The organism is Pseudomonas sp. BCRC 81390 (assembly GCF_030341915.1).
GTDB lineage: Bacteria > Pseudomonadota > Gammaproteobacteria > Pseudomonadales > Pseudomonadaceae > Aquipseudomonas.
In genome coordinates this window covers 1-14,574 of the sequence record NZ_JATAAG010000034.1, presented here as the reverse complement: position 1 = coordinate 14,574, position 14,574 = coordinate 1, and the positions used below count along the sequence as shown (strand labels likewise).

Here is a 14,574-nt window from a genome sequence, read left to right as displayed (position 1 = left end):
CTGGCGCCCTACGCCCCAGGCCGGCCTTGGTGTTTCTGAAACATTTACTTGCATTTAAAACGGCAGGATTTTGATTCTCATTCGTCCTTATCAGTACAGCCTCTTTGGCTGGGCACACGCTCGACCACCCTTGCAGAAGACTGTCCGATGGCCAAAACCGCGAAAAAATCGAAATCCAGGCTTTGGTTCCTGGTCCACAGCTGGCTCGCCCTGCCGATCTGGTTCTTTGTCCTGATCGTCTGTTTCACCGGCATGCTCGCCGTGGTCAGCCAGGAAATCGTCTGGCTGGCCAACCCGGACGTACGTGCCAACAAGCCCGATGGCGACGTCGAGCGCCTGAGCTTCCAGCAGGTGCTGGATGCGTTGCACAGGGCCGAGCCGGACATGGTGGTGGAGCGCCTGAGCCAACCCGACAGCTCGCACTTTGCCGTCAAGGCCGATGTCACCCTGCCTGACGGCACCAGCCCGACGTTGTACGTCAACCCCTACACCGGTGCGATCCAGGGCAAGACACCGGACTTCGACTTCGAGGCCTTCACCCGTGCCCTGCACGGCTGGTGGCTGGTGCCGTTCACCAATGGCTTCAGCTGGGGCTGGTACCTGGTGTCGCTGCTCGGGCTGCCCATGCTGGCGTCGCTGGTCACCGGCCTGGTGGTGTACAAGAAATTCTGGAAAGGCTTCTTCAAACCACTGCGCACCGGCCATGGTTCGCGGATTTTCTGGGGCGACCTGCACCGCCTGGCCGGGGTCTGGTCGATCTGGTTCATTGCCGTCATCTCCATCACCGGCACCTGGTTTCTGATCCAGGCGATCCTGTTCGACAACCACATCACCATTTCCAGCCGCCCGGTGGTGCCGGTGATCGCCCGCGAGGACGTGCCGCAAACCGCGGACGGCAGCCCCGCATCGCGCATCGACCTGGATGAAGCCGCACGCATTGCCGGCCTTGCGATCCCGGGCCTGGAGGTCAATTTCATCACCCTGCCAGCCACTGCCTACAGCCACGTCACCCTGGGCGGGCCGGGCTGGTACCCACTGATGTTCCAGAGCGCTTCGGTAAACCCCTATACACGCCAGATCGACAGCCAGTTCCTGCTCAGCGACCGCTCGGCGCTGGAGGTCGTCACCGAATCCATGCGCCCCTTGCATACCGGCGATTTCGGCGGCTTGCCGATCAAGCTGGTGTGGTTCTTCTTCGGCCTGGTCCTCACCCTGATGGTGTTCAGCGGTTTGCTGATCTGGACCAGACGCACCGCCCAAGCCACCGCCGCCGCGCTCAAGCGCAGCGAACGCACGCCGCACCCGGCACGCACCGACAGCACCGTGGAGGTCCGCCCATGAGCAAGGCACACGCGCTGCCCGCCAGCCCGCTGAAGCAGCTGTGGCTGAAGTGGCGTTTCCACCTGAATATCCTGCTGGTTCTCATCCCGCTGGGTTTCATGCCGAAGTACTTCGCCGACGCCAGGCTGTTCCGTGGCGAAGCCGGCCTTGGCGCCAATGTGATCAGCGACATCCAGGTCGGCCCCTACCGCCTCGACCTGGCCGAGCTGCGTGACGAGGCCCCCCGCGCCGACGGCCCGGCCGGGTACTTCAAGGTGTTCAACGCCTCGTTGTGCAAGGCCTGTATCAAGGAGGTCAAGGCCGCCTACCTGCGCATCGGCAAACCGCGCAGCCTGCGCGCCGCCGGCACGATTTTCTTTGGCGCGCCCTACCACATGGGTACTTCGCTGCCCATCCCGCCCCGTACCCGCCCGGACGCGCAGATCTGGATCACCCTGGAAGGCTGGGACGGCAGCCTGCACCAGGCGTCAGTCCCCCTGGCCAAGGCATCACCCGCCACCGTGGCCTGGCTCGAGAAACAAGGAGACAAGAAATGAGACACCTGTTGCGCATCCTCGCCCTGCCTGTGCTGGTGCTGGGCGCTGGCTCCGCCCTGGCACACAACCCGATGTGCGAATGCGAAGGACTGGCCGGTGGCCAGGTCAAGTGCACCGGTGGCTTCTCGGACGGCAGCGGTGCCCCTGGGGTGACGCTGGATGTGATCGGCTACGACGAACAGGTGCTGCTCGGCGGCAAGCTCGGTGATGACTCGACGCTGACCTTCAAGCGTCCGGACGGCGAATTCTACGTGCTGTTCGATGCCGGCCCCGGGCATGTGGTGGAAGTCGACCATGCCGATATCACCCAGCCATGAGCCGCTGCCAAGTGATCCGCCCGGCTGGAGCCGGGCACGAAACCCTCTACGTGCTGCTGGTCAGCCTGCTGATCGTGGTGCTCGCCGCCAGCGTGGTGCTGGTGCGCGGTGAGCGCGAGGACGAACAGGCCATCGCCAGCCACCAGATCGATGCCCGGCGCGACCTCACCGCCGCCGAGCAAGGCCTGTACACCGACCTGCGGGTGGCCTTCGACGAAATCCGCCTGCTGCGTGAAGAAAACGCCGCCGTCCCCAGCGTAAACGACCTAGCCGAGGAAGGCCTGCCACCGTTCGTGGTCGACGCCGGCAGCCAGGGCCGCGGCAACCACCAGTGGTCATGGCTGCAAGCCGGTGCCTACCTGGGGCGCAGCCAGGCCCCGGAAGTGGCCGGCAGCCTGCTGTTGATCGTGCCGAGCGACAGTACTGGCGAGGCGGACGTCTGGCTGCGCCGCGACACCGCCGCTGCGCCGCCGGACGACCTCGGCCAGGCCGCATTGATCGCTGCCGGCTGGCGCCAGGTGGTCAGCCATTACGACGCCGGGGTCACCCGCGAACACCGTCACTGAACCCAAGGACTCCTCCATGCTCCGCTCCGCCCTCGCCCTGCTCCTGGCCCTTGCCCTGCCGCTGTCGGCCCTGGCCGATAACGGCAAGCCGCTGCGCATCGGCATCACCCTGCACCCCTATTACAGCTATGTGAGCAACATCGTCGGCGACAAGGCCGAAGTGGTGCCGTTGATTCCGGCAGGTTTCAACCCCCACGCCTACGAGCCACGGGCGGAAGACATCAAGCGCATCGGCACGCTGGATGTGGTGGTACTCAACGGCGTGGGCCATGACGATTTTGCCGACCGCATGATCGCCGCCAGCGAAAAGCCCGGCATCCAGACCATCGAGGCCAACCAGAACGTGCCATTGCTGGCGGCCACCGGGATTGCCGCCCGTGGTGCCGGCAAGGTGGTCAACCCGCACACCTTCCTGTCGATCAGCACCAGCATCGCCCAGGTCAACAATATCGCTCGCGAACTGGGCAAGCTCGACCCGGACAACGCCAGGCTGTACACGCAGAATGCCCGCGCCTACGCCAAGCGCTTGCGCGCCCTGCGGGCCGAGGCCCTGGCCAAGGTCACCGAGGCGCCCGGCGCCAGCTTCCGGGTGGCCACCATCCATGCCGCCTACGACTATCTGGTGCGCGACTTCGGCCTGGAGGTGACGGCGGTGGTCGAGCCCGCACATGGCATCGAGCCCAGCCCGGCCCAATTGAAGAAGACCATCGACCAGCTGAAGGCCCTGGATGTGCGAGTGATCTTTTCGGAAATGGACTTCCCGTCCGCCTATGTCGAAACCATCCAGCGTGAATCCGGTGTGCGTCTTTACCCGCTCACGCACATTTCCTATGGCGAATACACCAAGGACAAGTACGAAGTGGAAATGCAGCGCAACCTCGACACCGTCGTACGCGCCATTCAGGAGAACCGCGCATGACCGCCGCAGCCAACCTGCTGGCTGCCTGCGGGCCGCGCATCGAGTTCACCGGCATCGACCTGTCGCTGGGCCGCACGCGCATCCTCGAGCAGGTCAGCTTCAGCGTCGCCGCTGGCAGCGTGCATGCCATCGTCGGCCCCAACGGCGGCGGCAAGAGTTCGTTGATCAAGACCTTGCTCGGGCAGATGCCGCACCAGGGTCAGTTGACCCTGCACTGGCCTGGTGAGCGCGAAGTGATCGGCTACGTACCGCAGGCGTTGGAGTTCGACCGTGGCCTGCCAATGACCGTGGACGACTTCATGGCCGCCATGTGCCAGCGCCGCCCCGCGTTCCTCGGCCTGTCGCGCCGGGTGCAGCCGGCCATCGACGCAGCCCTGGCGCGGGTCGGCATGCTCGACAAGCGCAAGCGGCGCATGGGCGCGCTGTCGGGCGGCGAACGCCAGCGCGTGCTGCTGGCGCAGGGCCTGGTTCCCGCGCCGCAGTTGCTGGTGCTGGACGAGCCGATGTCAGCCCTTGATGAAGCCGGTATCCAGGTGTTCGAACAATTGCTGCGCGGCTGGCGCCAGGCCGGCACCACCGTGCTGTGGATCGAGCACGACCTGCAGGCCGTGCTGCGCCTGAGCGACCGGGTGACCGGCCTGAACCGCCAGGTGCTGTTCGATGCCCCGCCGGCCCAGGCCCTGACCCCGGAGCGCCTGCTGGGGCTGTTTTCCGTTCACCCACGCAGCGAGGGGCGTGCCTGATGAGTGTTGAATCGTTGCGCCTGCTGGTCCAGGGCTGGGCCACGGCCGGCTACCTGCCCGGGGCGCTGGCCTACGGTTTCGTGGCCAACGCCTTGCTGGCAGGGCTGATGATCGGCCCGGTACTGGGCGGCCTGGGTACCCTGGTGGTGGTCAAGCGCTTCGCCTTCTTCTCCGAGGCAGTCGGCCATGCCGCGCTGACCGGCGTGGCCATCGGCATCCTGCTGGGCGAACCCTACACCGGCCCGTACGGCAGCCTGTTCGGCTACTGCCTGCTGTTCGGCATCCTGCTCAACTTCCTGCGCAACCGCACCGGGCTGGCGCCGGACACGCTGATCGGCGTGTTCCTCTCGGTGTCGCTGGCATTGGGCGCCAGCCTGCTGCTGATGCTGGCGGGCAAGATCAATGTGCATATCCTCGAGAACGTCCTGTTCGGCTCGGTGCTTACCGTGAGCAGCCAGGACCTGCTGGTGCTGGGTATCGTCGCGTTGCTGGTACTGGCCTTGGCCATGCCCCTGTACAACCGCATCATGCTGGCCAGCTTCAACCCGCAGCTGGCAGCGGTGCGCGGGGTGGCGGTGAAGACCCTGGATTACCTGTTCGTGGTGCTGGTGACACTGGTGACGGTGGCGGCGGTCAAGGTGATCGGGGCGATCCTGGTCGGGGCGCTGCTGGTGATCCCGGCTGCCGCTGCGCGCCTGGTCAGCCAGTCGCTCAAGGGCTTTTTCTTCCTGTCGGTGCTGACCGCCACCTTGAGTACGCTGCTCGGCATCCTGCTGCCGATCGTCTTCGACCTGCCAGTGCCATCGGGTGCCGCAATCATACTGGTGGCCGGCATCTGTTTTGCCCTGGCTGCGCTGGCCCGCGCCCTCGTCCCCCGCCTGCAAGGAAACCCGGCATGAACCTCAAACGCCTTACCCTGGCGCTGGCCCTGGCCAGCCTGCCATCGCTGTCTTTCGCCACCCAGGTGCTGACCAGCCTGCCAGTCACTCACAGCCTGGCCAGCGCCCTGCTCGACGGCACCGCGGTGCAGCTCAAGCGTGCAGCACCGGCCAACCTGCCGGCCAGCCGTCAACCTGCATATTTCAGCGGGCGTGGTGGCGCCAGCCTGCAAGACGCCGCGCAGCAGGCCGATGCAGTGATCGGCGTGCGTTCGATCTGGCGTGACGACCCGCTGTACCCGATGGCCCGGCGCAGCAATATCCGTATCGTCGAGATCGACGCCGCCCGGCCGGTGGACGGCGCGCTGCCTGGCATTGCCGTCAGCGGCGACGATGCCTATGGCGCCTACCCCTGGCTGAACCCGACCAACCTCGGGCGCATGGCCGACGTGGTAGCCAATGACCTGGAACGGCTCGCGCCGGACGCCAAAGCGACGATCCAGGGCAACCTGGCCAGGCTCAAGCGCCAGTTGCTGGAACTTGCCGCCAGCAGCCAGACGCGCCTGGCCAAGGTCGACAACCTGACCGTGGTGAGCCTGTCGGAGCGCCTCGGCTACCTGGCCAGCGGGCTGAACCTGGACGTGGTGGAGCAGCCGCTACCCGCCGCATGGGATGCCACTGCACTGCAAGCGCTGGAGCACAGCCTGAAGGAACAGCAGGTGGCAGTGGTACTGGACCATCGCCAGCCGCAGCCGGCGGTGGTCGAAGTGATCAGGACGGCAGGGGCGAAGCTGGTGGTAGTGGAGAGTGATCCCGAGGATGCCTTTGCCGGACTGCAGGCCAGTGTCGACCAGGTGGTGGCCGCACTGGGCGGGGACTGAGGCCGGCACAGGTGCTTGACTGCTACCGTTTCATGCAGCGCTGATAACGTTCATCCACCCGCCCGGCAAACCAGGCCGTGGTCAGCTTGCGGGTGATCTTCGGGCTCTTCAGCTCGATCCCGGGCAACACGGCACGTGGCAGCGGTTTGCCAGCCGCCGCATCGGCCAGGGCGAACACCCCGCTGTACAGCTCGCTGTCTTCGAAGGCCAGGCTGTCGCCCTGCTCAAGCTGGCGGCGAATCTGCGGGTTGCGCAGGCCGAGCCGGGTCCCCAGCTTGCGCGCCGCCCTTTCCGTGGCCCCTGGCATGATCGAACCCGGTGCGATCAGGTCCCCGTCGAGGGCCAATGGCACCCCGGCCGCCTTGCTCAGTGCTGCCTGGAAGGCCGCGTTGCGGCTGGCGTACCAGCCCGCATTGAAATCGGCAAAGCGATACAGCTGGCGTTGGTAGTTCGCCGGGTAACCCAGCAAGTGGGCGATGCCGAAATACATACCGCCACGCCGGGTGAAAACTTCCTGGCGGATGCTGCCGGTGTAGTTGTAGGGGTAAGCGCGCGCGTGCTGTTCGGCAAAGTCGATGCTGACCTGCATCGGCCCGCCGGTATGCACCGGGTTCAACCCACCGAGCAAGGTCTTGCCCAGCGGTACACGGGCGATGACCTCGTCGTAGAGTTCGCTCAGCTGCTTCTCGCTGCGCACCGCCTGCAACCGCTGCTGGTAGCTCTTGCCATTGGCCGAAGGTGTCTTCAGCGCACCATCGACCAGCAGCCTGGGAACATGCAGGCGTGCGGCACGGCGGTCGATTTCCTCGCGGGCAATGCGCCCCAGGTTGGGCACCTGCGGGTCGGCGTTGAAGGTCGACTCCTGCTCGGTCACGGCCAGCACTGCGCACAGGTTGCTCTTGCTCGGGGCAATGCGCTGGGTTTCGAATGCCTGCTGAATGTCCCTGGCCCAGCCCTCGCGGTCCCTGGCCTGGGCGGGCAACAGCCGCAGCAGTTGCGCGCGGACCTTGGCCGGGTCTGCTTCGGGTGCTTCCTCACGGCGCCCGGCGCAACCTTGCAGCAGCGCCAGGGCCATCAGCCCGGCAGCCAGTATCCGGGCGTTCAGGGCTGTTCACCGACCAGGTAGGTCTTGCTGATGTGCCGGAACAGCGGGTGGCCGGCACTGCCCATCAGCTCGAACAATACCATCTCGCGGGTCACCACCTGCGCGCCGACAGCACGCATGCGCGCCAGGCCCGCGGCCTTGCTCGCCGGGGTGCGGCTGTCGCAGGCATCCTCGACCACGAACACCTGCTTGCCCAGCGCCAGCAGGCCGAGCACGGTCTGCAGCACGCAGACGTGGGTTTCCATGCCGCAGACGATCACCTGCTCGCGCGCCATCAGGCTGGCTGGCAGACAGCCGGCGGCCACACCGGAAAAGTGGTTTTTCTCCACCACCTCGGCAGCTGGCGCCACGGCCAGCAGCTCGCCCAGGGTGTGCCCCAGGCCCTTGGGATACTGTTCGGAAATCACCGTCGGCAGCTCCAGTTCGGCGGTTGCTGCCAGCAACCAGCGAGCCCGTGCGCGGGTGCCTGCAGGGTCGCTCATGGCGCCGATGAGCTTTTCCTGGATGTCGACGACCAGCAGCGTCGCCTTGTGTGGATCGATCAGCATTGCCTGCCCCTTGCCTGGAAAAGGCCTAGCCTCCCCCAGGCAAACGGTGACGTCAATCAGGCGGAAAGCCGAAGCGGTTCGAGCGATGCGACCAGCGCAGCGAGCACCTGGTCTTCCTGTTCGTGAATGAAGAAGTGCCCACCCGGGAACATCTGCAGCGAGAACGGGCCATGGGTTTCCTGGCGCCAGGCCTGCAGTTGCTCGTCGCTGGCGCGGTCGTTCACGCCACCCAGCACGTGCAGCGGGCACTGCAACGCCGCACGCTGGCGGTAAGCGTAGGTGCCACAAAGTAGGAAGTCGGCGCGCAAGATGGGCAAGGTCAGGCTCATCAGCTCGGCGTTGGCCAGCACTTCCTCGGGCGTGCCTTGCAGCTCGCGCAACTCGCTGATCAGCTCGGCGTCGCCCTTGGGTTCGCGCCAATTGTTGCGCTCGTAGTCCTCGCGGCGGGTCGGCGCAGCGGTTCCACACGCGAACAGGGCCAGGGGTGGCGGGCTACCCAGCGCCTGCAGCTCGTGGGCCAGTTCGAAGGCCAGCAATGCACCCAGGCTGTGGCCGAGCAGCACGTAGGGGGCATTCGTCGCCAGGCGTTGCTCGGCAGCCAGTTGCCGGGCCAGCACTTGCAGGTCGGTGTGCAGTGGCTCGGCCATGCGCGCACCGCGCCCGGGCAGTTCGACCGGGCGCACCTGCAGCCACGCCGGCAGCTTGCGCCGCCAGCGGCTGTAGACCATGGCGCTGGCGCCGGAGTACGGCAGGCACAGCAGGTTCAGAGCGGTCACTGGGCAGCGGCTTCGGCCATTTTCTGGCGCAGGCTCAGCGGGCGCATGTCGGTCCAGACTTCGTCGATGTAGGCCAGGCAGTCTTTCTTCAGGCCGCTCTTGCCAACGGCGCGCCAGCCGTTGGGGATAGCCTTGTAGTCGGGCCAGATCGAGTACTGCTCTTCGTGGTTGACCACTACCTGGAACTGGATATCGTCGCGGTCGAAAACGGAAGTCATTGCCTGTCTCCTTGAGTGATGAATGCCACTGCGCACGTGGCGCAGGGGGCTTTGTAGTAGACGTGGCACGCGGTGAAAAAATTAGCGGCCTGGCGCTTGCAGGAGCGGCTGCGCCCGGCTGGCCGTCAGGTTTCCCGCAGCAAATCATGGCTATCGAGCAGACGGAAGGCAACCTGCGGGTTGCGCTCCAACCCGCGGCGGATCGCCGCCGGAATCGACTGCCGGGTCTTGCGGCACAACCCAGGCTGGTCATCCAGCTCGATGACGATGCCGCGCATGGTCCGCACTTCGTTGAAGCCGGGGGCGATGTGCACACGGATGCCAAGGTTTTCGTACATCCGTTGCTGCAGGCGCTGCAGGTCTTCCAGGTCCTTGAGGTTTTCCAGGCGTTCGAGCAGGCGTTTTTCTTCCTGGCGGGTAAGCAGGAGGATGCGCTGGGCGGCCTGCGGGTGGTCGACCAGCTGTTCGCGGCCGCAATCGCAGGCGCCAGGGGGGCAAGGCTGGCGCAAAGGGGGTGCTGTGCTCATGCCAGCAAGCATAGACCGTAGCAGGCCGTGCAGTTTGTCACAGCTGCACCAACCGCTCGCGCAGGAAGGCCACAAAGCCTTGCACCGGCCGCGCCACCTGCCGGTGCTGTGGGTAGACCGCCGACAGCTGCAACGCCGGCGGTCGCCATTCATCCAGCACAGTCACCAGCCGCCCATCCGCCAACGCCTGGCCAACGATAAAGGTCGGCAAGTAAGTCACCCCCATCCCGGCAATCGCCGCATCCCTGAGCAGCTCGCCGTTGTTCGCCCGCATGCGCCCGGTCACCTGCAGCGCCTGGGCCTTGCCACCCTGGTGGAACTGCCATTGCACCTGCCGCGCATGCCCGTAAGGCAGGCAGTCGTGCCCGGCCAGCTCGCCCGGGCGGCTCGGTACGCCCCGCGCTTGCAGGTAAGCCGGGCTTGCGCAGTAAACCCGCTCGACATCCGCAATACGCCGCGCAATCAGGCTGGAGTCCTCCAGCACGCCAATCCGCAGCGCCAGGTCATAGCCCTCGCCGATCAGGTCCACGGCACGGTCGCTCAAGTCCACCTCCACATCGACCTGCGGATGTAGCTGGAGGAACTCAGTCAGCAGGCAACCCAGGTGGGCCATGGCGAACGACAGCGGCGCGCTCAGGCGCAAGGTGCCGCGCAAGGCCTGGGCCTGGCCGCTGATGTCATGCTCCACCTGCTGCACCTCGCCCAGCAGGCGCAGCGCCGACTGGTAGTAGTGCTGACCCAGCGGGGTGGCGTCCAGGCGCCGCGTGGAGCGGTTGAGCAGACGCACACCCAGGCGCTCTTCAAGCTGCATCAGGCGCCGGCTGACCGATTGCTTGGACATGCCCAGGCGCTCGGCAGCGGCAGTAAAACTGCCGGCTTCCATCACTTGGGCAAAGATGCGCATGTCTTCGTAAGGGTTCATTGTCTCGCTCTTGGTGACAGTCAAACGCTTTATAGCGGCTTTTTCCCATCAGTGCATCTCCCTAATCTACGCACAGGTCGCAACGATGGCCCGCCAGGCCAGGCAAGACGCCCATTACCAACACTTGCATAGAAAAGGATTCGCTCATGAACATTGTCCACAAAACCCTCGCCGCTTCCCTGCTCGCGCTGTCCGTTTCCAGCGCATTCGCTGCCGGCAGCCCGGGTGTCGAAAGCCACACCCAGGCGTTCCTCGAAGCGTTGCAACAAGGTGGCGGCAAGCCGCTGGAACAGCTCAGCCCGAAAGACGCCCGTGCCGTGCTCACCGGCGCCCAGGCTTCGGTCAAAGTCGACCTCTCCGGCATCGAGGTGAAGCAACACACCATCCAGGCCAATGGCCAGTCGATCACGCTGCAAGTGGTACGCCCGGCCAATGTACAGGGTGACCTGCCGGTGTTCATGTTCTTCCACGGCGGCGGCTGGGTGCTCGGTGACTTCCCGACCCACCAGCGGCTGATCCGCGACCTGGTGGTCGGCTCTGGCGCAGTGGCAGTCTATGTCGACTACACCCCGTCGCCGGAAGCGCATTATCCGACGGCGATCAACCAGGCCTACGCCGCGACCCGCTGGGTGGCCGAGCATGGCAAGGCAATCGGCGTGGACGGCAAGCGCCTGGCCGTGGCCGGCAACAGCGTCGGCGGCAACATGGCGGCGGTGGTCGCGCTCAAGGCCAAAGAAGCCGGTACCCCGGCGCTGCGCTTCCAGCTGCTGTTGTGGCCGGTCACCGATGCCAGCTTCGAGACTGCTTCCTACAAGCAGTTTGCCGAGGGGCACTTCCTCACCACCGGGATGATGAAATGGTTCTGGGACAACTACACCACCGATGCCAAGGCCCGGGAACAAATCTACGCCTCGCCGCTGCGCGCCAGCAGCGAACAGCTCAAGGGCCTGCCGCCGGCCCTGGTGCAGACGGCCGAGTTCGACGTGCTGCGCGATGAAGGTGAGGCGTATGCCCGCAAGCTGAATGCCGCTGGCGTGACGGTGACCTCGGTGCGCTACAACGGGATGATTCATGACTATGGCTTGCTCAACCCGCTGAGCCAGGTGCCGGCTGTAAAGGCGGCAATGCGTCAGGCGGGCACCGAACTTAAAGTGCACCTGCAGTAAATCGATGACCAGAAGACCCGCCCAGGCGGGTCTTTTGCTGCTATTGCGGAAACGGCCCGCAGGCTTCGATGAATCTGCTATCAGTGCGGCTATCTATGGCACCGTCTGGCCCAATGTAGATATCAATACTTGGCCACTTGGGCTTGGCCCGAATGCAGTGCCATCTTCCTTGGTTGTTCCAATCGAGTTGCATGAAGAATTGGCCGTTCGGGAAGATATGCCCTGCGCCTCCTGTGGCTTCCCCCGGATAGATCTCACCTTTTGATATATCGTGCTGGACATTCAAGATGTAGCCGAGACGCCCCTGGCCTTTGTTAGAAAAATGAAAACTCACCTGAGGTGTGGCGACATACCAAAAAATGATAGGCGTGAGCATTATCACCACTACCCAGCGCCAGATGTACCGTTTCGGCTTATTTGCACGCGTGATCACGTATACCATCTCCCATGAATATGGGTGGTTGAACCCCGTTGAGCGAGGTGCCGGCGATGCGACAGGCGGGCAGTAAACTTAAAGTGCATCTGCTGCAGTGAGTCGATTAGCAAAGGCCCCGTCCAGGCGGGTCTTTTGCTGCTATTGCGGAAACGTCCCGCAGGATTCGATGAATCTGCCATCGGTGCGGCTATCTATGGCACCGTCCGGCCCGATGTAGATATGGATCCTCGGCCACCTGGGCTTGGCCCGAATGCAGTGCCACTTACCTCGGTTATTCCAATCGAATTGCATGAAGAATTGGTCGTTGGGGAAGATATGCCCGGCGCCGCCGGTGGTTTCACCTGGGTAGATCTCGCCTTTTGCAATGTTATCTTGGACGTTCAAGATATAGCCAAGACGCCCCTGCCCCTTGTCAGAAAAATGAAAACTCACGCGCGGTATGGCAACATACCAAAAGACGATTGGGCTGAACATAATCGCGACCACCCAGCGCCAGAAATGCCGTTTCGGTTTATTTGCAGAGGTGGTCACGTACGCTACCTCCCCAGCTTGACAATGACACTGCTAGTACCTCATCCATAAGCACCTTTGCCGTAATCCCACCGTCTGGTTGCTGCTTGTGCAGTTTGATACCAATACTGATTGAGACACGATCGCCTATATCATCCCAAGCACGCATCCCGTCGATGTCTGCGTAGCGAAGAGGCCCATCTTGTTCATCCCAATCATCAATCTTCCGAATGGTATCTGATGCAATCTGCTCAAGCCCGGCACCGTCCAGAAGAGCGCTTTCAGACAGACCACCAGCCCGCCCTACATAGCCGTAATGGATGTTCGACTAGATATCGTAGAAGTAGTCAACTTCACCTTGTTTGTGCCAAACCCCACTGAATTGTTGCCTGATGGACTTCTTATGATCCCATGGCCTGTCCTGACCAACCCGCTCCGTCCAAAGCGCCATCGCGGCAGCAGTGTTAGCAACCATCATTGATTGGAAGTCAGGCGGTAAAAGACGTGCATACCAAGGCAGCTTTTGAAATTTTGCACGTTCCTCTGTCGCGTCAAAGCTGGTCAGCTTCTTCATTTTCAGTACGGATGGGTGTGTGATGTTGCGGTTCATTTCCCCCGCGATATAGCTCGCTACCGGCTCCATCATGTCAGGGTGGTTGCAAGTGCCAGGCAGCAGTTTGTCGTTTCGCCAAGTCCTCCCGTGGCCATGACACGGTTGCTACCCGCTGGGCACGCACAGGCTACCAAAGCCCCATCAACTACCGCCGGGCGTCCTTGGATGATGAAGTGTGGTACGCCCTCCACGAGCGTTCCGACCTCACCACAAACAGGGCATGGAGTGGTCTTGTCCTCCAGCCTCAAGGCCTCACGCCCCTGCACTTTGAATCCGGCGTTACTGGCCAGGCATACGGCCCCTGTCGTGGTACGGTCTCCATTCAAGGCCTGGGGTCGATCGTGAATCCTGAAAGGTGCCATCCGCAAATTCCTCAAGCGAAACCGGGAGGCTAGCACCCACCAAGACCAAGAAAATCGCGCCCGAACGGTACAGGAACAGTCCTACAGGACACGCTGCATTGTCCTACGCGACACTTCCCCGATAGTCAGCCTAGAAGAGACAGTGATTCACGCGTGTGCTTATTTTTTAACAACCAAGCCGACAGTTAAGCTTCTCCCATCAGCAGCCTGATGCCTTAGCGGATCAGGCTTACCAAGGAGAACCACCATGCGTACCGTACGCAACGCCAAAGATCGCGGCCTGGCCTTCCATGGCTGGCTGAAATCCTTCCACACCTTCTCCTTCGGCCATTACCGCAACCCGGAGGAGCAAGGTTTCTCCGACCTGCTGGTGATCAACGACGACCGCGTCATCGCCGGCAAGGGCTTCGGTGAGCACCCGCACCGTGACATGGAGATCTTTTCCTACGTGCTCGAAGGCGCACTGGAGCACAAGGACACCCTGGGCACCGGCTCGGTCATCCGCCCGGGCGATGTGCAACTGATGAGCGCCGGCCATGGCGTGGCCCACAGCGAGTTCAACCACAGCCAGGTGCAGCCGGTGCATTTTTTGCAGATCTGGATCGTGCCGAACGTGCAAGGCGCCACGCCGCGTTACCAGCAACAGCATTTCAGTGCCGAGGAAAAGCGCGGCAAGCTGCGTTTGATCATCTCGCCGGATGGTGCCGAGGGTTCGTTGCAGGTGCGGCAGAATGCGCGGGTGTATGCCGGTTTGTTCGACGCAGACGAACGCGCCACGCTGACCTTGGCGGAGAATCGCCATGCCTACGTGCATGTGGCCCGTGGCAGTGTCGAGCTCAATGGGCAAGTGCTGAATGAAGGGGATGGGGTGCGGGTGAGGCAGGAACAGGTGCTGGAACTGGGCAATGGAGTGGATGCCGAGGTGCTGGTGTTCGACCTGCGGCCGCATGAATTGCCTGGCATGCCATAAGGCAGGTCCGGCTATTTCGCGGGTAAACCCGCTCCCACAGGTACGCCACAGATTTCGAAATCTGTGGCGTACCTGGACTGCCCCCCAAAAGTTGGACAGTTTTAAGCTGCAGCCTGAGCCCGGTATTCCACAGGGCTCAGGCCATTGAGCCTCAGCTTGATGCGATCATGGTTGTAGTAGTGAATGTACTCATCCAGACCCGCTCTCAGCTCATCAATGCTCTCGAAACGCTTCAGGTAG

At 63.5% G+C, this 14,574-nt stretch carries 20 protein-coding genes and 1 pseudogene; 10 read left to right on the top strand and 11 right to left on the bottom strand.

Translation table 11 applies throughout. The features are described 5' to 3' along the window. The first annotated feature begins 147 nt into the window (after positions 1-147). The 8 genes from QSV36_RS13045 to QSV36_RS13010 are packed head-to-tail and all read left to right on the top strand — an operon-like array spanning position 148 to position 6,181. On the top strand, positions 148-1,341 hold the full coding sequence (locus tag QSV36_RS13045) for a PepSY-associated TM helix domain-containing protein (RefSeq protein WP_289132129.1): 1,194 nt from the start codon (positions 148-150) through the stop codon (positions 1,339-1,341). Continuing rightward, positions 1,338-1,877 carry a PA2404 family protein gene (locus QSV36_RS13040; RefSeq protein WP_289132128.1) on the top strand — a complete coding sequence of 180 codons (540 nt, stop codon included), beginning with the start codon at positions 1,338-1,340 and terminating at the stop codon, positions 1,875-1,877. Before QSV36_RS13045 ends, QSV36_RS13040 begins: the two co-directional genes overlap by 4 nt. Next, positions 1,874-2,194, top strand: coding sequence for a hypothetical protein (locus tag QSV36_RS13035; protein ID WP_289132127.1), 321 nt, complete (start codon positions 1,874-1,876; stop codon positions 2,192-2,194). The genes QSV36_RS13040 and QSV36_RS13035 overlap by 4 nt, the downstream gene beginning before the upstream one ends. Next, positions 2,191-2,760, top strand: coding sequence for a DUF6162 family protein (locus QSV36_RS13030; RefSeq protein WP_289132126.1), 570 nt, complete (start codon positions 2,191-2,193; stop codon positions 2,758-2,760). Before QSV36_RS13035 ends, QSV36_RS13030 begins: the two co-directional genes overlap by 4 nt. Positions 2,761-2,776: 16 nt before the next feature. Then, positions 2,777-3,679 (top strand): metal ABC transporter substrate-binding protein, encoded by a 903-nt coding sequence (locus tag QSV36_RS13025; RefSeq protein ID WP_225777311.1) that lies wholly within the window; start codon positions 2,777-2,779, stop codon positions 3,677-3,679. Further along, positions 3,676-4,422, top strand: coding sequence for a metal ABC transporter ATP-binding protein (locus QSV36_RS13020; RefSeq protein WP_289132125.1), 747 nt, complete (start codon positions 3,676-3,678; stop codon positions 4,420-4,422). Before QSV36_RS13025 ends, QSV36_RS13020 begins: the two co-directional genes overlap by 4 nt. Continuing rightward, positions 4,422-5,321, top strand: a complete 900-nt coding sequence (locus QSV36_RS13015) for a metal ABC transporter permease (protein ID WP_289132124.1) — start codon at positions 4,422-4,424, stop codon at positions 5,319-5,321. Before QSV36_RS13020 ends, QSV36_RS13015 begins: the two co-directional genes overlap by 1 nt. Next, a complete protein-coding gene (locus QSV36_RS13010; protein WP_289132123.1) occupies positions 5,318-6,181 on the top strand; it encodes a metal ABC transporter solute-binding protein, Zn/Mn family in 864 nt (287 codons plus the stop codon). The genes QSV36_RS13015 and QSV36_RS13010 overlap by 4 nt, the downstream gene beginning before the upstream one ends. Before the next feature lie 22 nt (positions 6,182-6,203). Here QSV36_RS13010 and QSV36_RS13005 read toward each other — a convergent pair whose 3' ends face one another. The 6 genes from QSV36_RS13005 to QSV36_RS12980 all read right to left on the bottom strand — a co-directional run bounded on the left by QSV36_RS13005 (position 6,204) and on the right by QSV36_RS12980 (position 10,277). After that, on the bottom strand, positions 6,204-7,256 hold the full coding sequence (locus QSV36_RS13005; RefSeq protein WP_289132122.1) for a DUF1615 domain-containing protein: 1,053 nt from the start codon (positions 7,254-7,256) through the stop codon (positions 6,204-6,206). A gap of 26 nt (positions 7,257-7,282) precedes the next feature. After that, positions 7,283-7,834 (bottom strand): hydrolase, encoded by a 552-nt coding sequence (locus QSV36_RS13000; protein WP_289132121.1) that lies wholly within the window; start codon positions 7,832-7,834, stop codon positions 7,283-7,285. A gap of 56 nt (positions 7,835-7,890) precedes the next feature. Next, complete coding sequence (locus QSV36_RS12995) at positions 7,891-8,610, bottom strand: thioesterase II family protein (RefSeq protein ID WP_289132118.1); 720 nt, start codon at positions 8,608-8,610, stop codon at positions 7,891-7,893. Beyond that, positions 8,607-8,828: an MbtH family protein gene (locus QSV36_RS12990; protein WP_003256222.1), complete on the bottom strand. Its 222-nt coding sequence runs from the start codon at positions 8,826-8,828 to the stop codon at positions 8,607-8,609. The genes QSV36_RS12995 and QSV36_RS12990 overlap by 4 nt, the downstream gene beginning before the upstream one ends. Positions 8,829-8,953: 125 nt before the next feature. After that, positions 8,954-9,355 carry a hypothetical protein gene (locus QSV36_RS12985; protein ID WP_289132115.1) on the bottom strand — a complete coding sequence of 134 codons (402 nt, stop codon included), beginning with the start codon at positions 9,353-9,355 and terminating at the stop codon, positions 8,954-8,956. Between the two features lie 37 nt (positions 9,356-9,392). Continuing rightward, positions 9,393-10,277 (bottom strand): LysR family transcriptional regulator, encoded by an 885-nt coding sequence (locus QSV36_RS12980; protein WP_289132114.1) that lies wholly within the window; start codon positions 10,275-10,277, stop codon positions 9,393-9,395. Positions 10,278-10,423: 146 nt separating this feature from the next. Here QSV36_RS12980 and QSV36_RS12975 point away from each other — a divergent pair, with 146 nt between their 5' ends. Further along, on the top strand, positions 10,424-11,443 hold the full coding sequence (locus tag QSV36_RS12975; protein WP_289132112.1) for an alpha/beta hydrolase: 1,020 nt from the start codon (positions 10,424-10,426) through the stop codon (positions 11,441-11,443). A 40-nt stretch (positions 11,444-11,483) separates the two neighbouring features. On the opposite strand, the gene QSV36_RS12970 is transcribed toward QSV36_RS12975, so the two are convergent. The 4 genes and pseudogenes from QSV36_RS12970 to QSV36_RS12955 all read right to left on the bottom strand — a co-directional run bounded on the left by QSV36_RS12970 (position 11,484) and on the right by QSV36_RS12955 (position 13,364). Next, positions 11,484-11,876: a hypothetical protein gene (locus QSV36_RS12970; protein ID WP_289132111.1), complete on the bottom strand. Its 393-nt coding sequence runs from the start codon at positions 11,874-11,876 to the stop codon at positions 11,484-11,486. Positions 11,877-12,017: 141 nt separating this feature from the next. Next, on the bottom strand, positions 12,018-12,410 hold the full coding sequence (locus tag QSV36_RS12965) for a hypothetical protein (RefSeq protein ID WP_289132109.1): 393 nt from the start codon (positions 12,408-12,410) through the stop codon (positions 12,018-12,020). Further along, positions 12,391-13,050 (bottom strand): annotated as a pseudogene (locus tag QSV36_RS12960) (polymorphic toxin type 44 domain-containing protein); the annotation flags it as partial. The gene QSV36_RS12965 and the pseudogene QSV36_RS12960, both read right to left, overlap by 20 nt. Continuing rightward, positions 13,032-13,364 (bottom strand): PAAR domain-containing protein, encoded by a 333-nt coding sequence (locus QSV36_RS12955; protein ID WP_289132106.1) that lies wholly within the window; start codon positions 13,362-13,364, stop codon positions 13,032-13,034. The gene QSV36_RS12955 and the pseudogene QSV36_RS12960, both read right to left, overlap by 19 nt. A 247-nt stretch (positions 13,365-13,611) precedes the next feature. Here QSV36_RS12955 and QSV36_RS12950 point away from each other — a divergent pair, with 247 nt between their 5' ends. Next, positions 13,612-14,334: a pirin family protein gene (locus QSV36_RS12950; protein WP_289132104.1), complete on the top strand. Its 723-nt coding sequence runs from the start codon at positions 13,612-13,614 to the stop codon at positions 14,332-14,334. 101 nt (positions 14,335-14,435) lie between these two features. On the opposite strand, the gene QSV36_RS12945 is transcribed toward QSV36_RS12950, so the two are convergent. Beyond that, the coding region (locus QSV36_RS12945) for an IS3 family transposase (protein WP_289132528.1) at positions 14,436-14,574 on the bottom strand (139 nt) is incomplete at its 5' end.